The sequence below is a fragment of the Pedobacter sp. L105 genome (assembly GCF_009765875.1).
In the GTDB taxonomy this organism is placed as follows: Bacteria; Bacteroidota; Bacteroidia; order Sphingobacteriales; family Sphingobacteriaceae; genus Pedobacter.
Genome location: NZ_LMUP01000006.1, coordinates 18,620 through 41,068, shown reverse-complemented (window position 1 = coordinate 41,068; position 22,449 = coordinate 18,620). Strand labels below are relative to the sequence as shown.

Here is a 22,449-nt window from a genome sequence, read left to right as displayed (position 1 = left end):
GTTACAACCTTCCATGATAATATTTAATGTTTATATATCATCCTTAAGTAAGGAAGGGAAGCGGCTATTATTTGGGTTTTTAGTTCTTCTTTTTTTTGAAGAGGCTATTGAAGAATGTTTTGTATACTGAAATATCAAAAATAGCAGAGTCCACAGTAGCTTTATAGGTTAAAAAGCCTCCTACCGGCGTCAGCACAATCACAGCCATCCATATGCCGAGTATTGGATTGATATTGCCCTGGTTAGCTGATTTCTCTGCTACTGTAGATATAATATGATAAAAAAGAAAGAAAACAATGGCCATCACCACGGGTAAACCCAGGCCACCCTTTCTGATGATAGCGCCCAGTGGGGCACCGATAAAAAACAGCATCAAACAGGAAACTGCCAGGGTAAATTTACGCTGGTATTCAATCCTGATCCTGATCAGGTTACCCACACGGTCCTTATGATCGGGAAGCCTGCCTTCTGTGGTTTGCTTGATCGATGAGGCCTGATCTATAGCCCCCTGCATCGCAGTCATTCTTCTATCCTGTGGTATACTGTTCAAAATTGGCCCTTTAATCACAATGGGTTTTATTTTAACTTTTGTATATCCTTTTGTATAATTATTGAGCTTCAGATAACTTCCGATAGTTAGCCTCGCAAAACGGTCTACACTATCCAGTTCTTTAGTCAGCGAATCCCTTTTATGCGTCAATCCTTTCAGGTTCAGCATCTGGTTATTAGATCCGAAACTTTTTTCATCGGTCCTGTTCATCTTAAAGCTGGAAATGTCAAACTTCTGTACCGTTTGCCCAAACCGCATCCTGGTAAACTGCTGTCTTGGATTATAGGCTGCATCCTGACCGCTGGATTCTTCATACCTGATCCCATTGTTGAGCTTAAGCACCATGTACTGCTTATCCCTGGTAGTATTCATGGTTCCATCTTTCGCAATAATGATCTTGGCAACCCCGTTGTTACCGGTATGGTCGTAGATCATGATCCCCGTCAGTGTAGTTCCATCCTCACCTTTTTTATCCACACGAATAGAGTAACCGGGTATGCTGTTGTTAAATACGCCTTCCTTGATTAAAAAAGATAGTTTTTTGTTCCGCACATCCCATAACAGCGACCCATACTTCAGGTTCGCCTTTGGTAACATGTATTCAGAAAATAGAAAAGAGGCAAAAGCAATACCAATGATCAGGATCAGCAGCGGCATCATCGCTTTCTGCAGGGAAATGCCTGCCGATTTAATAGCTACCAGCTCATAATTCTCTCCCAGCGTTCCAAAAGTCATGATGGAAGATAACAATATGGCCAGCGGCAAGGCCATGGACACATTGGAGGCCGAAGCATAGAACATCAGCTCCAGGATAGTATACCATTCAAACCCTTTTCCTATTAAATCATCAACATATTTAAACAGGAAAAGCATCAGCAGGATAAACATCACGATAAAAAAAGTGACGAAAAATGGTCTGATGAATGCCTGGAGTAGTAGTTTATGAATCTTTTTCAATGTACAAATGTATACAATGCAACTGAAACCATCATGATCTTAAAGATTACAAAAAGTAAAAAGATCATGATGGTTTCATAATCAATAAAAATATGCGGCTAAAACCTGCATCAGCTTAACGCTTTTAAAGATTGATAATTGTGTTGATATAAGCCTTATGCACCAATTACGCTATGCAAATAGGTAATCTGATTATCCCAGATCTGTGTTCTTTCTTTAAGCGTATCTTCAGTAGCAAAATCTGTGATAGACAGGGCTACATCATTAGTCAATTCGTCCTGCACAATCTCCATCTCAAAATAACATTGCGGCTCGTCATCAATCCATTTGAACTTTACCATTTTATTCTCTTTGAAACTTAACATTTTTGCTTTTTGCACCTCATCATCCCAGGTAAAAGTATAGACCTGATCACGGAAAACTACATCATCAGCAAACCATTGTGATAAACCGTTGGGCTCGCTAATAAAGCTAAACAAAATACGCGGAGACGACTTTAACTCATATTCCAGTGTAAACTTTTTCTTTTCTGACATCTTAAATCGCTTATATCTTGTTATTTGTAGATTATTTTTTTATTTTTTTCTAAAGAAAAGTATTTTATTCTATATTTGCAACTCTTTAAAAAAGAACCTCCCCATGGCGGGGTAGCTCAGATGGTTAGAGCGCAGGATTCATAACCCTGAGGTCGGCAGTTCGATCCTGCTTCCCGCTACTAAAAGCTCATCGAAAGATGGGCTTTTTTTCGTTGCATCGCATAATAGCTAAAACATTCCGCTTTACAGCATTTTCAGGAAAATAATATAATTGACGGGAATTGGATGGCAGCAAATACTAATGTTGCACCCTGGTAAACTTATACAACACAGCATCGGCCCCATTTACCCTAATGTGCATTGATCCTGTGATAGGAACAGCACCATGCTGCAGCAGCTCAGAGATTTGATAATGGCCAGCTGGCGACAAGCCTATTCTTTTAAGGTTTATAGGATAATTTTTAGCCTTAGTTCCGTAATTAAAAACAGCAAGATAAAAATCAGGGCCAATCTGTTTCGTAAACATTTCCGAAGTACCGTTACCGCTATCCCCTTCAACCGGCCGGAAGGCTTTCCCGTTTTGCACCAGCCGCAGCAATTCCTTGTCCTGATAAAAATGGCCTGCCCGCGATGACCATGGCCCATGAACAGAGAAATCATCACCGGTGATCATTGTACCTGTGATGATAGATGAAAGCAGCCTTGCCCGGTTTACTCCTATGGGTTCATTAGCGAAAACGATATGGTCTGCGTCTACATAATTATACAGATAAGTCTGCCACCAGCCATAATTCAAACTGTTTAAGGTATAACTGGTATGGGCTATCGTTTTAAACGCATCACAAGCAATACGGCGGCTATGCACATACCTGCCGGTAGCTAAACTGGGCGAAATCGCAGCATAGATAAACATTTTACTATCCAGCTGGTTAACTACATATTCCATCCCTTCCCTGTAAGCCTGCATACCCGTAGTGATCCGCGGGTCATAAAAATGGTCAGACTCAATGGCCGCATGCCCCAGAAAATCAATTTTTATCATTTTAAAACCACAGGCTTTAAACCTGTTCATAAACCATGTTATCCGCTGTTTTGTACCAGGATGTGTGGGATCGAGTGCCCTGGCGCCATCCAGGTCGTGGTAACCCTTGCCAACTTTTGTCCATAAATCACTGTAATGGTAATTACTGCCTTCTACTTTTCGGTCGCCGTTATTTTTATCTCCCCAATCTGTAAATGGTGCCCAGTAGATACCTGGTTCCAATCCTTTTGATTTGCAATAATCAGCAAACTGCTTCAGCATGCGGTCATCACCATTTGTAACCAGCTTATCCCAATAAGAATCCAGGTCAATAAAAGCAGTGTGCCCTACCCTAAAACCGGCTAAACTGTCTGCAAAAAAATCAACCACCTTCACGGCTTTTGCATATGTAAGTTTATCCTGCATTACACCCCAGCTGTTCCAGCCAACAGGGGTTGGTTTCTTCCAGTTAAAAACATAAGGCGGATCAAGCAAACGGTTAACCTTTGCATATTCTTCCAGTCCCTGTCTCCAGTCGGGAAAAAAGCCGAGAAATACCTTTGGCGATTTAACCACATCTCCACTAACCATCCCATGGGGAATAGAATCTCTGGTTACACTTTCTTCGGTATAACCTCCCCATACTTCCAGCTGAGGAGCACTGCCTTTACCGGCAGAAGTTTTTACACCTGTTTTCCATAAACCATGTTCCACAGAACCAGTCACGATACCCGCACGACTTTTATTATCATACACAGTACCCACTTCAGAACTGGTGTTTACCATAGTACCAGCAAATGGTTTTGCATCATAACTGATAAAAGTATCATTGTCAAAAGGGACAAACAAAGTACGGGCTTCATTTCCAACAGACATAAACTGCCCAACCAGCGGTGCCATATAATTTGTCGACAGGTTATTTCCCCTCAACTCTATCTCTGCAAAGAAATACACTCTTCCTGGATAAGTATAAAATACCTGCCTCATCTCCGGCAGCCCTGCCCCACTTAGCGTAACGATATGTTTAATTCCTTTTCCAAGATGATCTGTAATAGGTATTTGTTTATAAGTGCGCAAGGTATAATCTTTCGAGGAGATGGTCTTTCCACCGGTTTTAACCACTCCGTACAGCTGATAAAGAATAGCTTTTTGATGAATGATCACATCCATTGTACCACTTTTCAGCGAATAGATCATCTCATTTCCATGACCATATAAGATATGAATGGTTTGAGATGGCGCCAAAACACGATGGAAAGGCAGAGAATAGCTACACTTTGTAGTCAAAGCAATTAAAACAATAACCGTTAATTTTTTAAACATGTTACTCAGAATTGATTAAATAAGTTCAGCTTGTATTTCCTTTATTTGCCCGTTCACCTTTATTTTCATCTTTCGGGCATTCTTAGATTTCACATGATAACTGGTCACCAAACCATTTTTCCATTTAAAATCTATCGTATAATTACCTCTGGCTTTTAAGCCTTTCACTTCGCCCGAAGATTTCCAGCTATCCGGGATTGCCGGGATGAACTCAATAAACCCGGCGTGGCTTTGCAACAGCATTTCTGCTATTCCGGCCGTCGTACCAAAATTCCCATCGATCTGAAAAGGTGGCCCTGCGGATAACAGATTGGGATAAATACCCCCACCAGCACCGTAATTAACGTCTGTTTTTAGCGTAGGTTTCATGATCTCTGTAAACAATTTATATGCCCGGTTACCATCATGCAACCTCGCCCAGAACAGCAGTTTATAAGCAATAGACCAGCTTGGCCCGTCATCGCCCCTTACTTCCAGCGTTTTCTTTGCCGCAGCAGCTAAAGCCGGTGTATGTTCAGGAGTGATCAGCGATGCTGGATAAAGGCCATATAAATGGGAAATATGGCGGTGATGAATATCCGTTTCTTTGTAATCCTCTAGCCACTCCATGATACGGCCGTCCTTACTCACCACTCCTGCCGGGGGCAATTCCTTTAGCCTGGCCTGCAATGTTTTTCGGAAAGCAGCATCCGTACCTAATGTTTCTGAAGCCCTGATCACGTTGTTAAACAACTCCCGGATAATCTGGTTATCGATGGTAGCCCCCATGCAAATACTGGCCTGCTTACCACTGCCATCAGCCATATAAAAAGAATTTTCTGGTGATGAAGAAGGTGCTGTTACCTGCCAGCCCGTTTTAGGATCTTTAATCAGGATACTGTTGTAAAACTCTGCCGACCCTTTTAAAATAGGATATATACTTTTCAGGTAATGCTCATCATTGGTAAACTCATAGTGCTGCCAGATATTATTGCATAACCAGCCTGACCCGGCTTTAGTTACTCCCCATGAAGCGCTTTCACCAGGTTCGGTAAATCCCCATACGTTAGTGATCACATGGGCTACCCAGCCATTGGCATTATAATAGGCTTTTGCTGTTCGCTCACCTGGTTTAACCAACCCTCTCACCAGTTCCACCAAAGGAAGGTTCAGCTCCGAAAGATTGGTTACCTCTACCGGCCAGTGGTTCATCTGCACATTCACATCCAGGTGATAGTCTCCGTTCCATGGCGTATGCACCTGGTTGGCCCATAATCCCTGGAGGTTGGGCGGTAATAAACCTACACGGGTACTGCAAATGGTTAAATAGCGGCCATATTGAAAAAACAAGACCGGCAGGCCTTTATCAGCATCCGGATTTTTATGAAAAGAAATCAGTCTTTTATCTGTCGGCTCATCTGCTGCATTCCCGCCACCCAAATTGACACTAACGCGGTCAAATAGTTTTTGGTAGGCTTCTACATGCTGCTTTTGCTCAAGAGCAAATGGTTTCTGCATTGCCCTGCTTAGGGTAAGTTCATTAGTTCCAGCCAATGGTTTCCGGAAATCTGTAGCTGCCGCCACATAAATGATCAGCTCTGTTGCATTCTTCACCTGTAATGAATTTCCTTCGGCAAACAATTTCCCGTCTTTCAGTTTTGCCTTTATAATCGACTGATACTGCAACCCTTTACCATCCGTTCCATTATCCAGCTGTCCGGATAAACGGAGTTCATTGCTGCTGGCCTTTGTAACCGACCGTTCAGGGCGGTCAATGCTTATGCGACAGTTAATTGCCCCGGGATGATCTGCTGTGATTCTGATCATAGCTACATCGTCGCCAAAACTTGTGATGTACTCTCTTTTATAGGTCACCCCGTTGATTTGGTAGCTACAACTGGCAATAGCTGTTTTCAAAGATAGCTCCCTATGGTAATCTGTGTAATTAACCGCAGGATGATCTCCGCTGCCATAACTGTAATCCAGATGAAGGTTCCCCAGTATCTGGTAACAGCCAAAAGGCACATCTGCCGATCCTTTACCAGTGCAGATAAAAGATTTATCGATTAAAGCCTGTGCCTGATCGTTTTTACCCGCTATCAGTAACTTTCTGATCTCCGGCAATTGTTTATAGGCCTCATAATTATTGGCATCCTGCGGCGCCCCAGACCACATGGTAATATCATTCAATACTATATTTTCCTTATTTACCCCTCCGTCTGGCATCATGCCCAGCCTTCCATTGCCCAGGGGCAGGGTCTCTTCCCATAATTGTGCAGGCTGATTATACCATAACCGCAAAGGCTGGCTTTGGCCGTAACTCAATTCGTGCAGACTAAGACAGCAGACTATGACTATCAAAAAATACTTTTTCATCATCAGGTATAGGGGTTAAACAGGTATTAGGCAACGGATGAAATTAAAGAATAATCTCATCCGTCTTCTCTCTTATTTGTAATCCGGGTTTTGAATCAAAACACCACCGCTTTTATCTATTTCTGTTTGTGGAAGCGGCCATTTATAAAACTTATCTTCAAAATGATAAGGTAACAAACTATCCTTCACATTATTTAAGATCTGGTCGCCGGCATGCCATCTTACAATATCGTAATAACGCAAGCCGCCTTCAAAGGCAAGTTCTATCCTGCGCTCATGTCTTATCCTGTCCCGCATCTCTCCCTGGGTAAGTCCCGCAGGAAAAGGCGGCATATTTACACGTGCACGAAGGGTAGTCATTGCCTGATAAACCGTTGCATCAGGGCCCGAAATTTCATTCTCTGCTTCTGCATACATCAGGAGCACTTCACTCAAACGAAGGACTACTACATCCTGTTGGCTCAATGTAGAAAAACCATAAGGGATATTGGATGGTTCCAGGAACTTAATGACGCCATATCCCATAGGCCTTGGATTGGAAGGATGATGCACAAGCCCGTTTCCGAAATCAACAAAATCTACATATACCGTTTTTGCCAGCCTTGGGTCACGGTTAGTAAAAGGTGCACTGGTATTGGTTAATGGAGAAACCCCATAAGGCAGGCCATCGGTACACTCAAAACTATCCACAAAATTTTGGAGCGGCGCCGCCATATCCCAGTCGCCATAATACAGATCTAGGGAATTGGTATTATTTGGCGCCAGGAAATTAATAGAAAAAATAATCTCTGTATTGTTCTTTTGCGTCGCATCGCGGAATACATCCTCAAAATTTTTGCTCAGCGTATACTGTGTCATCAGGGGTTTGCAAAGATCCCTTACCTGTGCCAATATGGTCAGATCAGGAGTTCCTGTAGTACCAAAAGCGGCATAAAGCAGTACCCTGGCTTTAAAAGCCTGCGCTGATGAGGCAGCAGCATGGCCGCCATTACTAAAATAAGGGTTGGTACTCAGGTTGGCGATACTAAAATCCAGGTCGCTCTCTATTTGTGCCAGTATCTTAGCCGCAGCCACGTTGGGTTGTTTTTGTGTCTCCAGGCTTAGCGGTTCCAAAACCAGGGGCACATCGCCATAAGTCATGTACAGCTGGAAATAATAAAACGCGCGGATAAACTGTGCTTCACCCTGGTATTGTTTTCTAATCGCATCGGTAACGTCTGCACCATTATAAGCGGTGAGCTGCTGCAGAAAAATATTTATCCTTGCAATTCCGCTATAACTGTCATTATAAAAAGAGAGTTCATAACCCTGGGTGGAAGTATTTAAATTTCCCTGGTCAACATCGTTCATATTACCTGTATTAAACTGGCCATAAGAATTATCGGTCAGGTTATCCCTTGCCGGCAATTCAGAAGTGAACTCAGCAGACTGCATAGAAGCATAAACTGCGGTCAGTGCTTTATCAAAATCACCTTTCGACTTCCAGAAGGTAGCGGTGGAGATCTGATCAAGCGGGTTTAGGTCGAGCGCTTTTTTACATGAACTCAAAATAAGCCCTGTAATAAATAGTGTGATGAATAATTTAGTTTTCATAGCTGAGCAGTTAAAAAGTAACATTTACACCCAAAGAATAGATTTTATTGGCAGGATACTGCAGGTAGTCCCCGCTGCCGCCACGTTCAGGGTCAAGCCCCGGATACTTGGTAGCAGTGAACAGGTTATCCCCGGAAAAGTATACCCTTAACCTTTCAATCCCCGCCCGTTTTGTTATTGCTGAAGGAATGGTGTAACCAAAGACCAGATTTTTAAGCCTCAGGTAAGATCCGTCCTGTAAGAAAAAGGTAGACGCACGGGTAATCTTCTGCGGTGCATCTCCTCCCCAGTAAATCCTCGGCATGGTGGTGGAAGGATTATCTGGTGTCCAGCGGTTCAGCCAGTCGGTAGTTGGTGGTGCCCCCTGTACAAAAGGAATTGTACCCCAGTTATTCACAAAATACTTCACTCCATAAACACCCTGCATCATGGCCGAAAGATCAAATCCTTTCCAGCTGACAGAAAAATTAAGGGAGTAATTTAGTTTAGGATAAACACCGCCAATAATGGTACGGTCTTTATCATCGATCTTACCATCGCCATTAACGTCCTTATACTTTAAATCACCGGGTAAGGTATTGTCGTTATACTGTTTTGGTGAACTGGCCACTTCCGCAGCAGTCTGAAAAATGCCCGTTACCTGCAGCATATAAAAAGAATTCCAGGGTTGTCCATTCTGGTTAATGGAATAAGAGCCAATTTCCTGCTGGCCAAATTGTACCAGCTTATTGGTATTGTGATCCAGATTGATCCCTGCACTATACGTAAACCCACTCAGTGAACCGCCTTTAATCTTATTGTTATAAGTCAGCCCAAGTTCTACTCCCTTGTTATCAACCACTCCATCATTGATAGTGGGCGCAGTCAAACCTACCACCGCAGTAACCTGCGACTGTCTTAAAATATCTGATGTTTTCTTATTATAATAATCTGCTGTTAAGGTGAAATTCTTGAAAAACGTCAGGTCTAATCCTATATCGGTCATGGTTGTTGTTTCCCACTGGATGATCGGATTGTTTAAGCCTGATTGTGCTACACCTGTAGATAAAGATGAATTATCAAAAGAATAATTCCCGGTTAGATTAAGCAGTGCCTGATAAGGATAATTCACTCCATTACCATTGATCACAATATTCTGGTTACCCAGCTTACCCCATGAACCCCGTACTTTCAGGTTATCAACCCAGGTAAGATCCAACTGCTTAAAAAATGGTTCTTCAGTTACGCGCCATCCTGCAGAGAAAGAAGGAAATACCCCCAGCCGGTGTCCTGGTGAAAACTTTGAACTCTGGTCGTACCTCAGGTTGCCCTCCAGTAAATAGCGTTCTCTATAATTATAATCCAGACGGCCGAAAAAAGACATCAGTGCCCATTGATTACCTGTACCATAAGTGGTTTGAACAGAGGGACTGCCGCCGTTTAACTCCCTCAAGTCCGGATCGGGAAAATCTTTCCTGTATCCCTGGAGATACTGGTAATGATTTTGCTCTAAACTGTAACCTGCCTGAGCCTTGATATTGTGACTGCCAAACGTATGGTCGTAATTCAGGTAACTGTATAAATTGGTATAGATCGTTTGCTGATCCTGATCTGTTAAACCGCTACCCAGATCCAATAAAGTTGCCTGCTGGTTGGTTTGCCAATTGTATTCAGGCACTTGGCTCCGGAAATCTTTGTACTTATCAAACTCTGCATTCACAGCCCCTTTGGTATACCAGGAGAAGTCTTTAGTAAAATTCACCTGGAACCATGCCTGGACATTGGCCGAATAATCATTGGTATTGTGCGATATATTATTATTTAAAACCCCGAATGGATTTTTATTATTGTATTCAAAATCATAAGCTTTATAAGTTAAATGCCCGCTTCCATCTGTTAAATACGGACCATACGTAGGTGCCTGCGACATTGCCGATAAAAACATATCCTCTGAACCAAAAGGCGTAGAAGTGGTAGTACCCGACTTTAATAAAATATTGGTACCGAACTTAATGTGGTCATTTACGGCTGAGGTAAGGTTGATCCGGGCATTATATTTTTTATAATTAAAGCCCTTCATGATCCCGTTTTCATCGATATAACCCAACGAAACATTATAGGTAGTTTTTTCATTACCGCCGCTAAATGTCAGGTTGTGGTTTTGTGTCGGCGCTGTTTTAAAAATCAGGCTTAACCAGTCGGTGTTTGGATAATGCACCCTATCGGTACTGTTGCGGTAAAGATCAATCTGGCTTTGCGGATAGAGACTGTTTACATCTGTCAATCCCGAATTGATCCTTGCTTCATTATACAGGTCCATATAGGTAGCCGAATTGGTGATCAGCTTTAGCATTTCCGTAGGTTTATAGATCCCTACATTGGCGCTGTATTCAATCACCATTTTACCTGATTTCCCCTTTTTGGTGGTTACCAGAATTACGCCATTGGCTGCCCTTGATCCATAGATAGAAGCTGATGCTGCATCTTTAAGAACGGAAACATTCTCAATATCATTAGGATTAATATCGGTAAGGTTTCCCTGAACACCATCTACCAGTACCAACGGATCGGATCCTGCACCGCTAAAAGTACCATTCCCCCTAATCCTGATGGATACCCCTTCATTGCCCGGCTCCCCGGTGCTTTGTGTTACCTGCACCCCGGCCATAGTGCCCTGCAGCATTGATGCGGTATTCACTACCGGTCGTTTGATCATGTCATCCCCGCTAACGGTGGCTACCGCACCGGTAAGGTTTACCTTCTTCTGCGTACCATAACCCACTACCACTACTTCGGTCAGGGATTTGGCATCTGCTTCCAGCACAACATTAATCGTTTTAAGTACACCTACTGTGATCGTTTGCGGTTTATAGCCGATAGAAGAAAAAACAAGTACTGCTCCCGGCGATACCTTCAGCACATAATGGCCATCATTATCGGTAGATGTTCCTCCGGCATTAACTCCCTGGATCTTAATGGCCACTCCCGGCAGCGGGCTTTGTGCATCAGATACTTTTCCCTGTATCAACAGATCCTGAGAAAAGGCAGGTAAAGTCATCAATTGAAGGAGGAACAAACACAGGGCCAGCAACCTGGTGAACCTGTTAGAGAAATAAAATTGGAATACCCGGAAGAGAGTTTTTAAATCAGTACTATTCCAAGAGAATTGGGTAGCATTTCTGTTCATAATCGTGTTTACTTTGGTTAGGTAAATGTATTTGGTAATCCTTTCCTTATAAATGGATTAATCATTAACCTAGATGGATTATTCGATTAAATCACCTGAAAAACCAAAATAATGCTGACATGATAATGATCAGCAGGGCAGATAACAGCTTATAATTGCCCAATCCTTTCCATCCCTTACTTTGCAAAGCTTCCAATGGGGTCTTCCAATAGAGCCTTGCACTTTCAGCCGTATGCTGAACAGGGTAGATATAAGAGAATGTTACCTGGATAAAAACACAAAAACAAAAAAGGTAAAAGGCAATCATCATAAAAGGGATTTGCCCGATGAAAGAAGCTGGAAAAACCTTTCCAGCGATGAAAGTAACCAGCCCGGTAGCAGACCCAATATATAAGGTGTACCTGGCAGAAAGGGCCGATGCCTTACTCCAGAAAACGCCCAGTAAAAACACACAGGTGATAGGCGGCGCAATATGTGCGATGATATCATTCAGTCCGTTAAAAATACTCTCATAGTTGTTCAACAAAGGCAATAACAATAAGGAGAACACCAGTGATATCGCTGCGGCGATTTTGCCGGCATTCACCAGCTGTTTATCCGTAGCTTCAGGTTTGCGCCGACGGTAAATATCATAACTGGCCAGTGTTGAAATGGAATTTAGTGCCCCGGATATCTGGCTCATCAATCCTGATAGCAGTGCCGCCACCAGCACACCCGCCAATCCCTTTGGGATTAATTGTACGATCATCAGTGTATAAATACCTTTACTATTTACCACCTCTTTCCCATTAACAAAAGTTTTCAGCGCAGAAATATCCAGATGCCCCGTTTTAGATAAAGTATAAGCAAATAGTCCAGGCATCACGAAAATAAAAACCGGCAGGATCTTAATGAAACCGCAAAACAAAGGTCCCATCCGTGCATTGTTTTCATCCCGGGCACCTAGTACACGCTGTACAATCGTCTGATCGGCACACCAGTACCATATCCCAAGGATAGGGTATCCTAAAAAAACAGCATACCAGGGCAGTCCGCTGCTATCCCCCTGCGGCCTCATCATAGACAATTTTTCCAGCTGATGATTCTTCTCCAATACCGCTACCATAGGTTCCCAGCCCCCCATTTTCTGATAGGCTACCACACTCATGATCATCGCCCCGCTCAACAGGACTACCGTTTGAATAGATTCGGTAACCACAACTGCTTTTAAACCGCCGATCACGGTATAAATGGCCGTGATCACTGAGATCACGATGATACTGGTATATAGATTTACGCCAAACAGGGTTTGCAGTACAATGCCACCGGCAAGCAGGGAGAAGGAAATATGAACAACAATGGCAGATAAAACAGAAACAACAGAAAGCCAGTCCCTGCTGGCACGGTCATAACGTTTCTCCAGGAAATCGGGCAGGGTGGTGATCCCCGACCGGATATAAAAAGGTACAAAGAACAGCGCCAGTAAAATCAGCGTAAAGGCAGCCATCCATTCAAAATTTCCATTTAGCAAACCAGTATCAAAACCGCTCTGAGCTAAACTGACCAGATGGACACAAGATATATTCGTGGCAAATAAAGCCATACCAATCACCGGCCAGCGCAGGCTTTTACCGGCCAGGAAATATTCTCCTGCGGCATTTTTGTTTTTAGCATTTTTATACTGATGCCTGATTCCTGACCATAAGCCAATGACAAAAATGGCAGCGATATAAACGATGGCAATACCCGTATCTAAAGAATGTATCATGCTATTGAACGCTAATCCTTTAAAGCTAACAAATCACAGCTACTTCCGGGCTCCATAGGTGTTTGATAAAAACCTCCGGTAATTTGTGCAGGATGAGCAAAGTGTTGCTTTAAATGAGGAATGTGTTCCAAAAACAAAGCTTCATGCCCCATAGAAATATGGTTAAATAAAACCAGGTGCTGATGCAATTGCCCCATATCCCCTACATGAGGCACCACAGGAATACCAAACTTCTTACAAAGCAGGCTCACTGTCAAAAATTCACTAACACCGCCTACCCTTACGGCATCTACCTGGATAAACGCCGCTGCACCCGCCTGCAGGTAATTTTTAAACAACACTTTATTAGGTACATGTTCTCCCAAAGCGATCTTTACCGGAGCAATGATTTGCGCGAGCTGCTGATGTGCCAGAATATCATCCGGGTGCGTAGGCTCTTCTATCCAGTAAGGGTTCATGCTTTTTAGCTGACCACAAATTTCTATCGCCTGTGGCAGGTTCCATTGCTGGTTGGCATCCAGCATTACTTTAACATCCTCACCAGCCACCTCCCTTACAATAAAGGCACGGCGGATATCCCGGTTAAAATCTTCAGAACCTACTTTCAGCTTCATGGCCTTAAATCCTTCAGCAATAGCTTTGTGGCAATTCTCCCTTACTTTTTCATCAGAATAGTTGAACCACCCGATGGAAGTATCATAACCGGGATAACCCGAAGTGAGAATTTGTTCCCTTGCCGTTTTCCCCTGCTGTTCTGCAACCAATATGGCTAGCGCCTGTTCCCTGGTCAGCTCATCTTCCAGGTAAGAAAAATCGAGCGTAGCAATCAGTTCTTCGGGTGCCAGGTCGTTGAGCAGTTTCCACAAAGGAAGCCCCCTTTTTTTAGCCCAAAGATCATAACAGGCATTGGTTACCGAAGCCAGTGCCAGCTGCACTACACCTTTATGCGGCCCAAGCCAGCGGAATTGCGGATCATCTGACAATTGTCTGAACAATTGTCCAAAATCAGCCATCGTCTCTTCAATATCCTTCCCCACCAGCTGCCGAGCATAATATTGGGCAGCCTTACACACCAGGTCGTTACCCTCACCCAGCGTAAAGGCAAATCCAACACCGGTTATCCCGCTATCGTCTATCAACTGTGTTACCGCATAAGAATATACAGGCTTACGGTGAACAGCATCACTGCCGGCGTTGCCATCCAGTGCATAACGCATATCTCTGATTACTGTCTTTTTTATCATTATATCTTATTGAAATTATACCATCATCCTTCTATATCCCAACTCGGCACCACCGCTTACAGGCAGTATACAGCCGGTAATAAACCTTGCGAGACCTGAAATCAGGAACAAACAGGCGTCTGCAACCACATCCCCTTCCGGACAGTAACCTAAAGCATGGATCTCGTTCAGGTAATTCTCAATAGAAGAAGGGTCAGGCTGCTGGCTGCTCCAATTTTTCAGCATCGGCGTCCATACACCTGCCGGGGCCACAGCATTTACACGTATACCATGGACTGCATAATCCAGCGCCATAGATTTGGTCAGCGCACTAACGGCACCCTTGGTAGCACTATAAACAGCATGTCTCTCCTGGCCAATTTCACCTACCAGGCTTCCTGTATTTAAGATCACCCCTCTGGTTTTGATCAGCTCCCCGATACCGGCCTTAGTGGTGTGATAAATACCTTTTACATTGGTATCAAATAACTTTGTCCATTCTTCTTCGGTAGTATCAGCCAGTGTTTTTGAAGGACTGGAAATACCTGCATTGTTATGGATCACATCTATCCGGTCAAACCTCAGCACAGCCTGCGCTGTAGCATCCTTCACTTCATCTGCTACCGACACATCGGCCAGCACAAAAAGAATATCCTGATCCAGCAGCCGCTCCTTTGCGAGGGTGATGCTTTCGGCAGTATTAGAAATGATACAGAGCTTTGCACCCGCACGCTGATAAGCTGTAGCGCATTCCAGCCCGATGCCCTCTGTACCGCCGGTTAAAAAAACCACCTTATTGTCTAGTAACTGCATTTTAATGTGAGATTAAATGGCTTCATGATGGTTTATATCTGCTTTATCGATTCAATGAGTGAAAATTGTGATAGCCAAATGTAGGGAACAGGGCTGCGGGATGTAATAGTCAATCCGGCTATTTTAATGGATAATCCTGTCCCCGTACAATCCGTAAATGGTAAATACAGACAGCAGGATGCTGCATTTAAGATAAAATGACTTTGTTAATTGTATTAAATACTATATACTAGCATTATATTAGATAGCTCTTACAGCAAATAGTATTAACCAAATATAAACTTCATGAATAATGTCATTAAACGCAGGGACGGTTTTGAAGGGGAAAAAATAATCAGTATCCCACCAAAAGTTTGGAAAGACTGTCTGAAAAAATTTCCTGAGCTTTTTCATATCTATATTACGCACATTGGCTATTTCCCAAAAGCTTCTTTCCATTACAGGGAAAGAAAAACGGGCTGTGACGACAACATACTGATCTACTGTTTACAGGGAAAGGGTTATTATATGATCAACAATAAACGGTTTGAAGTACATCCCAACCAGTTTTTCCTGTTGCCTGCCACGAGTGAGTATACACGTTACTGGGCCGACGAAGAAGAGCCCTGGACCATCTACTGGGTGCATTTCACGGGGAGCATCATTGAAAACTTTAACACTTCATTAGATATAAAATCCTTAAAAGGGCCGGTACAAATACCCTTTAATGCTAAAGCTTTAGAGATCTGGGACAACATTTACCAAAGTCTGGAATTGGGCTACAGTATTGAAAACCTGTGCAACGCCAGCTTTTGCCTGTACCATTTAATTGCAGCCTTCCTCTTTTATGATAAACATATAGAAACGAAAAAAGACAATCCTTACGATATTATCACCAGTACCATTGTCAACATGAAAGCCTGTATAGATAAAAAACTAACAGTAGAAGACATGGCGAAACAGCATCTGTTATCTGCTTCTCATTTCTCCAATCTGTTCAGAAAAGCTACAGGTATGCCTCCAATTGATTATTTCATTCATTTAAAGATGCAAAAAGCCTGTCAGCTGTTGTATTCAAATGAAACCAAGATCAAGCTGATTGCTATGGACCTGGGTTATGATGATCCTTATTATTTTTCCAGGCTCTTTAAAAAATATATGGGTTTATCACCGGAACAATACAAATTGACAGCAAACAGGACAGCCTCAGCTGCCCTTTAAGTTGGAATTATTTAACTTCATTGGGTTAAAGCACAGATGATCTTCAAATTTCTCTGATTATCAATTAAAATAAAATAGGTGATATCACGAAAATGATGGATTATTCGGGATAAAAAAAAGCAGCAGGCGAAATCACCTGCTGCTTTTTTATGAGTTAAGAAATCTTAGAATACGTTCACTACTAAAGAGAGTCCCCCTATTTTTGCTTCAGGGTTAAACATCGCTGTTGCAGCAATTGGCATATGGTATTTAAAGATCACCAGATCCTTATTTACCGTTACACCTGTATTCACTACATTAGGTTTACTTCCATAAAAGTTAACCTGTCTGCCAAAGGCGAAACCACCTCCCACAAATACGTGCAGTTCTGTGGTACCGTATTTCCAGAATCTGTAGCCCAGTTCGGCATAGTTGGAATAACTGTTTTTCACATCGCCATTATCACCTACGGGGTGTGTATCACGTCCCAGAATAATTGTAGTCCAGTCTACACTTAAAGGAAAAGAATCACCAAACTTGTACCCTGCCCTTACGTCCACAAAGTGAGATGTACTTTTAGGATTATAATTAAACAGGTTTGCATTTGGATAACCACTAAAGTTATTTACATCCCATACAGAGAAACTGTAATTGGGTTTGGTGTAACTTACGTAATAATCAAACTCTTTGTATGATCCGTTGAAACTTGTCCCGCCCCAAAAACCTACAGCCAATGCTTTGTCTTTGGTTAGTGCAATGTTGATATCCACATCAGATATGGGTCCATCTGAAACCCTGAACCCACGCCAGATATACATACTGCGCAACTGCAGGTTGATGTCAAAAGGAAGATCCTTCTTCACCTGTGTGGTATCCGTTTTTTTTGCCAGTTCCTGAGCATTACCAGGAAGAGAAAGGCATAGCCCAAGTATAGCCAGCAGGCATACTCTAGAAAATATGTTCATAACTATTTGGTTTTATATCAAAAGGAAATAATTAATTAAGGTTGTAACTGCAGGAATAAAAGTGCAGCAATGGATGTACCTATAATGGGACCTAAAATAGGTATCCATGCATAGGCCCAATCGCTGGTTCCTTTAGTCTTAATGGGCAACAGCGCATGCATCAGCCTGGGTGCCAAATCACGGGCAGGGTTAATTGCATAACCGGTTGTTCCACCAAGTGACAAACCAATTACCCATACTAAAAAAGCAACTGGCAAGGCACCTATTGAACCTAAACCTATAGCAACTTTAGTTGTTGTAACTTCTGCACCAGCAATATACATGATGGTAAAGAACAGTACAAAAGCGCCTATAATTTCACTGCTGATATTGGCTATATAATTACGCACAGCCGGGCCAGTACAGAAAACGGCTAATATATTAGCCTGATTAGTAGTCCGTTTAAAGTGATCATAATACATGATCCAAACTAAGAAAGCACCTACAAAAGCCCCCAGCATTTGCGCACAGATATATGGGAGTACATTTGCCCATGGGAATTTGCCGGCAATAGCCAGTCCAATAGTAATTGCAGGGTTCAAATGCGCACCACTAACAGGGCCGGCAATGATTACACCTACAAAAACGGCAAGTCCCCAGGCAGTGGTAATTACAATTAATCCGCTATTATTTCCTTTGGTATCATTTAAAAGAACGTTAGCTACAACACCATCGCCCAATAGTATCATTAACATGGTGCCGAGAAATTCGGCCATAAAAGGAGTCATACTATTAAAATTTAAGTGAATGAATAATTAAACTAATTCAGATTTTTTAGATGGGGCATCTTCAACAGCCTGGGCAGCATGAATGGCTTTTTTCCATCCGGCAATACCTTCTTCTATTGTTTTTTTGTCACCATCAGGGTTGAACTCTTTTTCCACTTTCCATAACTGCTGTATTTCAGCAATATCTTTCCAATATCCAACAGCTAAACCAGCCAGGTAAGCAGCCCCCAGGGCAGTTGTTTCAACAATCTCAGGCCTGATCACTTTACAGCTCAACAGGTCAGATTGAAACTGCATCAGCAGGTTATTTGCTGTAGCACCACCATCCACTCTTAATTCTTTAATCTCCATTCCGGAATCCGCTTCCATCGCTTTTAATACATCCCTTGTCTGGTAACCAATAGATTCTAACGCAGCACGGGCAATATGACCGGCAGTTGTTCCACGGCTTAATCCAACAATAGTACCTCTTACATCCGGTTTCCAATATGGCGCACCTAACCCGGCAAAAGCAGGAACAAAGTAGCAGCCATCTGTATTTTCCACACTTAATGCCAGTGCTTCTACATCAGCAGATTTTTTAATGATACCCAAACCATCACGCAGCCATTGAACTACAGCGCCTGCAATGAAGATACTTCCTTCAAAAGCATACTGTATTTTACCGTCAATCTTCCAGGCAACAGTAGTTAACAGGTTATTTTTTGACTCGATAAATTTATCACCGATATTCATCAGCATGAAACAGCCTGTACCGTAAGTATTTTTAACCATCGCTTTATCGATACACATCTGGCCAAAAAGAGCGGCCGACTGATCACCTGCGATACCTGCGATTGGAACTTTAGAAGCAAAGATCGTTGTAGCAGTTTCGCCATAGATCTCGCTCGACTGTTTAACTTCAGGCAGCATGCTTTTAGGAATTTCAAGCAGCTTCAACAATTCTTCATCCCATTCCTGAGTGATGATATTGAATAACATGGTACGACTGGCATTGGTAATGTCAGTAATATGTACATGTCCCCTGGTAAATTTCCAAACCAGCCAGCTGTCTACAGTACCAAAAGCCAGATCTCCGGCTTCAGCCCTTTTCCGTGCACCTTCAACATTATCCAGGATCCATTTAATTTTAGTGCCTGAAAAATAAGAATCGATCACCAATCCGGTTTTAGACCTGATCATATCCTCGTGTCCTGCTTTTTTAAGCTCATCGCAATAAGCAGCAGTCCGGCGATCCTGCCAGACAATGGCATTATACACCGGTTCTCCGGTTTTACGGTCCCAAACGATGGTGGTTTCACGCTGATTGGTGATCCCTATCGCTTTAATATTGGTTCCATTAATTCCCATTTTAACGGTAGCTTCTGCAGCTACACTGGCCTGAGTGGACCAGATTTCATTTGGGTCGTGTTCTACCCACCCCGAATGGGGGAAAATTTGTTTAAATTCTCTTTGAGCAACAGACTTGATTTGTCCTTTATGATCGAAAACAATAGCGCGAGAGCTTGTCGTGCCTTGGTCTAAGGCTAAAATGTAATCTTCCATGGTTTTTGGATAATACTTGGTTTAAAAATGTTATTTATATTAGGTTTTTGTTTTATGCTATGCTTTTGCCGGATAAGGTACCAGCAGATAAGATTGTGCTAATGCCCTGAAGGTTGCCACCTGATCAGCTTCCCATTTCGCATCCCTTTTCAATTCGCCCGCAATTAACGAAGCTACTTTAGGGGCTACGTCATAAGCAACACGGGCATCAAGGAATAAAATCCTCACCCTTCTGGCCAATACATCTTCCAAGGTTCTGGCCATTTCGTTTCTTACTGCCCAGATTACCTCAGCAGCCATGTACTCAGCCCTTGGATCTAACTTTTCACCCCAGGCTTTATTTTCATTAACCAATGCCAGGAGGGCGGCACTGTCGGTACCATATACATATAAATGATTCTTACGATCTACATCTGGTGTACTTCCGTGAATAGGCAGGTCTTTCGTTTTAACCGGTCTGTTTTCCAGTTTACCAATTTGAATAGCTTTGTTAACCGTATCTTCAGCCATTCTGCGGTAAGTGGTCCATTTTCCACCTGTAATGGTAATTAGATTGGTATCTGAAACAATGATCTTGTGACTTCTGGATATCTCTTTGGTTTTTTCAGATCCTCCCTGCGGAGCAGCCAATGGACGTAAACCGGCGAACATACTCAATACATCTTCAGGTTGAGGCGCTTTAGTCAAGTACTGATCTGCGGTACGCATGATAAAGTCTACTTCTTCTTTCAGGGCCTTAGGTTCCAGACTGTGTTGTTTTAGTGGGGTATCTGTAGTACCGATCACCAGCTTATCATGCCATGGCACAGCAAAAAGCACACGTCCGTCTGAAGTTTTAGGGATCATCAGCGCATCTTCAGCAGGCATGAACTTCATATCTACTACCAAGTGAATACCCTGACTTGGCCTTAACAAGGCTTGACTTCCAGGTTTATCCATTTGCAGGATCTCATCGGCAAAAACGCCGGTTGCGTTAATGATTGTTTTACCTTTTATAGTATACGATACACCAGATTCTATGTCTTTGGTCACCACACCGGAAACTTTTCCCTGATCATTTTTAGTCAGGTTGGTTACCTTGAAATAATTCAATACAGTTGCACCCTGCTCTAAGGCAGTTTGTGCAATATTTAAAGCCAGCCTTGAATCGTCAAACTGACCATCATGATAGGCTACACCACTGTACAAACCTTTTGGCTGGATAGTAGGCAATCTTTCGATCACTTCTTTTTTAGACAGGTATTTAGCACGTCCAAATCCAAGTTTTCCTGCCAGCAGATCATATAATGTTAATCCGATAGTATAAAATATACCGCCCCACCATTCGTAATTAGGAATAATGAAAGTTTCGTTTTTCACCAGGTGGGCAGCATTTTTAAGCATCAGTCCACGCTCATGCAAAGCTTCTACTACCAAACCGATATCACCCTGTGCAAGATACCTTACCCCGCCATGTGCCAGTTTAGTACTTCTGCTTGATGTTCCTTTGGCAAAATCGATCTGCTCTAATAACAAAGTTTTATATCCGCGGGATGCTGCATCCAGGGCAGTACCTAACCCTGTAGCCCCACCACCTATTACAATTACATCCCAGATTTTTTCTGGATCAGACAGTCCCTCTATTATTTTACTTCTTTCAGTAGTTACCATTTCCTTATTATTTACATACAAACTATTCCGTTTTGCATAATCTAAATTACAAAACATAACATATCAAAACAAATAAAAATGAAATAAAATATATTTTTATAAATATTCTATTAGATTTGACACCATTACCTACCTAATTAAATTTTCCAGACAGGTACTTATTATAACATCGAAATCAAACGAAAGTTTCATTTAAAAAATAATAATAATTTAAAAGTGGTTTTGGCTAAAAAAATAATTCACATTTATTATTTTTGGCTCCATCTACCGAATATATATATCCTACAAGAATGAAAAGTATAACTGAAAGACATCAAACTATCCTTAAGAAATTACAGGATACCGGCCATGTGAATGTACAGGAACTGAGTAAACAAATGAAAGTCTCTGATGTAACCATTCGTAAAGACCTGAAACTTTTGGAAGACAAAAAACTGCTCTTCCGGACACATGGCGGAGCTTCAAAAGCAAATCCTTATGCCAACGACAAACCTGTAGCAGAAAAAGAAAGGCTTAATGCAGGAGAAAAACGTGATATCGCGAAAGCTGCAGCTAAAATGATTAGTCACAATGATTCTGTTATCATTGCATCAGGAACAACGATGCTGGCTTTAGCCAGGGCATTGGAACCGCAGGGACATCTCACCGTGATTACCTCTGCGCTGAATGTGTCACTGGAACTATCTCACCACCTGAATGTAGAGGTCCTACAGCTGGGTGGTCAGCTCCGTCAAAATTCATCTTCTGTAATGGGCCCTTATGCAGAACAAATATTAAACGACATCTCCTGCAGCACGCTTTTTTTAGGTGTAGATGGAATCGATCTGGAAATGGGACTAACTACCACCAGCCTGATGGAAGCACGACTGAATCAAAAAATGATAGATGCCGCGCAGATTACAGTTGTTTTAGCCGACAGTTCAAAATTCGGAAAAAGGGGATTGGGGAAAATATGCAGCCTCGATCAGATTCAGCACATCATTACCGATAGTGGAATTTCAAAAGAATTGATCAAGATTATGGAAGAAAAAGGAATAACAGTAACTATCGCTTAAAAAA

Annotated in this window: 15 protein-coding genes and 1 tRNA gene; 3 read left to right on the top strand and 13 right to left on the bottom strand. The window is 42.4% G+C overall.

The genetic code is table 11. The features are described 5' to 3' along the window. Positions 1-79 precede the first annotated feature (79 nt). Positions 80-1,507, bottom strand: coding sequence for an LptF/LptG family permease (locus GSQ84_RS12395; protein WP_158797592.1), 1,428 nt, complete (start codon positions 1,505-1,507; stop codon positions 80-82). A gap of 155 nt (positions 1,508-1,662) precedes the next feature. Continuing rightward, complete coding sequence (locus tag GSQ84_RS12390; RefSeq protein ID WP_158797591.1) at positions 1,663-2,043, bottom strand: START-like domain-containing protein; 381 nt, start codon at positions 2,041-2,043, stop codon at positions 1,663-1,665. A gap of 105 nt (positions 2,044-2,148) precedes the next feature. On the opposite strand from GSQ84_RS12390, the gene GSQ84_RS12385 reads away from it, so the two are divergent. Continuing rightward, a tRNA-Met gene (locus GSQ84_RS12385) sits at positions 2,149-2,222 on the top strand. A gap of 119 nt (positions 2,223-2,341) precedes the next feature. Here the strand turns inward: GSQ84_RS12385 and GSQ84_RS12380 are convergent. The 7 genes from GSQ84_RS12380 to GSQ84_RS12350 form a co-directional block, all read right to left on the bottom strand. Then, positions 2,342-4,387 (bottom strand): alpha-galactosidase, encoded by a 2,046-nt coding sequence (locus GSQ84_RS12380; RefSeq protein WP_158797590.1) that lies wholly within the window; start codon positions 4,385-4,387, stop codon positions 2,342-2,344. Positions 4,388-4,402: 15 nt separating this feature from the next. Further along, the gene (locus GSQ84_RS12375) at positions 4,403-6,745 is read right to left on the bottom strand and encodes a glycoside hydrolase N-terminal domain-containing protein (RefSeq protein ID WP_158797589.1); all 2,343 of its coding nucleotides are present in this window, start codon (positions 6,743-6,745) and stop codon (positions 4,403-4,405) included. 69 nt (positions 6,746-6,814) lie between these two features. Further along, complete coding sequence (locus tag GSQ84_RS12370; RefSeq protein ID WP_158797588.1) at positions 6,815-8,335, bottom strand: RagB/SusD family nutrient uptake outer membrane protein; 1,521 nt, start codon at positions 8,333-8,335, stop codon at positions 6,815-6,817. A 10-nt stretch (positions 8,336-8,345) separates the two neighbouring features. Beyond that, on the bottom strand, positions 8,346-11,501 hold the full coding sequence (locus GSQ84_RS12365; RefSeq protein WP_216848917.1) for a TonB-dependent receptor: 3,156 nt from the start codon (positions 11,499-11,501) through the stop codon (positions 8,346-8,348). 91 nt (positions 11,502-11,592) lie between these two features. Then, positions 11,593-13,248, bottom strand: coding sequence for a sodium:solute symporter (locus tag GSQ84_RS12360; RefSeq protein ID WP_158797587.1), 1,656 nt, complete (start codon positions 13,246-13,248; stop codon positions 11,593-11,595). An 11-nt stretch (positions 13,249-13,259) separates the two neighbouring features. Further along, on the bottom strand, positions 13,260-14,492 hold the full coding sequence (locus GSQ84_RS12355; RefSeq protein ID WP_158797586.1) for an enolase C-terminal domain-like protein: 1,233 nt from the start codon (positions 14,490-14,492) through the stop codon (positions 13,260-13,262). Positions 14,493-14,507: 15 nt separating this feature from the next. Next, positions 14,508-15,284 (bottom strand): SDR family NAD(P)-dependent oxidoreductase, encoded by a 777-nt coding sequence (locus GSQ84_RS12350; protein WP_158797585.1) that lies wholly within the window; start codon positions 15,282-15,284, stop codon positions 14,508-14,510. 285 nt (positions 15,285-15,569) lie between these two features. On the opposite strand from GSQ84_RS12350, the gene GSQ84_RS12345 reads away from it, so the two are divergent. Then, a complete protein-coding gene (locus GSQ84_RS12345) occupies positions 15,570-16,484 on the top strand; it encodes an AraC family transcriptional regulator (RefSeq protein ID WP_158797584.1) in 915 nt (304 codons plus the stop codon). Between the two features lie 164 nt (positions 16,485-16,648). On the opposite strand, the gene GSQ84_RS12340 is transcribed toward GSQ84_RS12345, so the two are convergent. From GSQ84_RS12340 to GSQ84_RS12325, 4 genes are read right to left on the bottom strand one after another with little or no spacing between them, the layout of a single operon-like run. Further along, positions 16,649-17,428, bottom strand: a complete 780-nt coding sequence (locus tag GSQ84_RS12340) for a hypothetical protein (protein ID WP_158797583.1) — start codon at positions 17,426-17,428, stop codon at positions 16,649-16,651. Between the two features lie 35 nt (positions 17,429-17,463). After that, a complete protein-coding gene (locus GSQ84_RS12335; RefSeq protein ID WP_158797582.1) occupies positions 17,464-18,195 on the bottom strand; it encodes an MIP/aquaporin family protein in 732 nt (243 codons plus the stop codon). Positions 18,196-18,222: 27 nt separating this feature from the next. Then, a complete protein-coding gene (gene glpK / locus GSQ84_RS12330; protein ID WP_158797581.1) occupies positions 18,223-19,740 on the bottom strand; it encodes a glycerol kinase GlpK in 1,518 nt (505 codons plus the stop codon). 57 nt (positions 19,741-19,797) lie between these two features. Next, the gene (locus GSQ84_RS12325; protein ID WP_158797580.1) at positions 19,798-21,390 is read right to left on the bottom strand and encodes a glycerol-3-phosphate dehydrogenase/oxidase; all 1,593 of its coding nucleotides are present in this window, start codon (positions 21,388-21,390) and stop codon (positions 19,798-19,800) included. Between the two features lie 290 nt (positions 21,391-21,680). Here GSQ84_RS12325 and GSQ84_RS12320 point away from each other — a divergent pair, with 290 nt between their 5' ends. Beyond that, a complete protein-coding gene (locus GSQ84_RS12320; protein ID WP_158797579.1) occupies positions 21,681-22,445 on the top strand; it encodes a DeoR/GlpR family DNA-binding transcription regulator in 765 nt (254 codons plus the stop codon). Positions 22,446-22,449: the final 4 nt, after the last annotated feature.

What these genes read in the sequence shown, in the direction of transcription:
- GSQ84_RS12340 (WP_158797583.1), bottom strand. Translation starts at nt 17,428, where the DNA reads ATGAACATATTTTCTAGAGTATGCCTGCTGGCTATACTTGGGCTATGC.
- glpK (WP_158797581.1), bottom strand. Translation starts at nt 19,740, where the DNA reads ATGGAAGATTACATTTTAGCCTTAGACCAAGGCACGACAAGCTCTCGC.
- GSQ84_RS12350 (WP_158797585.1), bottom strand. Translation starts at nt 15,284, where the DNA reads ATGCAGTTACTAGACAATAAGGTGGTTTTTTTAACCGGCGGTACAGAG.
- GSQ84_RS12365 (WP_216848917.1), bottom strand. Translation starts at nt 11,501, where the DNA reads ATGAACAGAAATGCTACCCAATTCTCTTGGAATAGTACTGATTTAAAA.
- GSQ84_RS12360 (WP_158797587.1), bottom strand. Translation starts at nt 13,248, where the DNA reads ATGATACATTCTTTAGATACGGGTATTGCCATCGTTTATATCGCTGCC.
- GSQ84_RS12380 (WP_158797590.1), bottom strand. Translation starts at nt 4,387, where the DNA reads ATGTTTAAAAAATTAACGGTTATTGTTTTAATTGCTTTGACTACAAAG.
- GSQ84_RS12370 (WP_158797588.1), bottom strand. Translation starts at nt 8,335, where the DNA reads ATGAAAACTAAATTATTCATCACACTATTTATTACAGGGCTTATTTTG.
- GSQ84_RS12320 (WP_158797579.1), top strand. Translation starts at nt 21,681, where the DNA reads ATGAAAAGTATAACTGAAAGACATCAAACTATCCTTAAGAAATTACAG.
- GSQ84_RS12325 (WP_158797580.1), bottom strand. Translation starts at nt 21,390, where the DNA reads ATGGTAACTACTGAAAGAAGTAAAATAATAGAGGGACTGTCTGATCCA.
- GSQ84_RS12390 (WP_158797591.1), bottom strand. Translation starts at nt 2,043, where the DNA reads ATGTCAGAAAAGAAAAAGTTTACACTGGAATATGAGTTAAAGTCGTCT.
- GSQ84_RS12345 (WP_158797584.1), top strand. Translation starts at nt 15,570, where the DNA reads ATGAATAATGTCATTAAACGCAGGGACGGTTTTGAAGGGGAAAAAATA.
- GSQ84_RS12375 (WP_158797589.1), bottom strand. Translation starts at nt 6,745, where the DNA reads ATGATGAAAAAGTATTTTTTGATAGTCATAGTCTGCTGTCTTAGTCTG.
- GSQ84_RS12335 (WP_158797582.1), bottom strand. Translation starts at nt 18,195, where the DNA reads ATGACTCCTTTTATGGCCGAATTTCTCGGCACCATGTTAATGATACTA.
- GSQ84_RS12355 (WP_158797586.1), bottom strand. Translation starts at nt 14,492, where the DNA reads ATGATAAAAAAGACAGTAATCAGAGATATGCGTTATGCACTGGATGGC.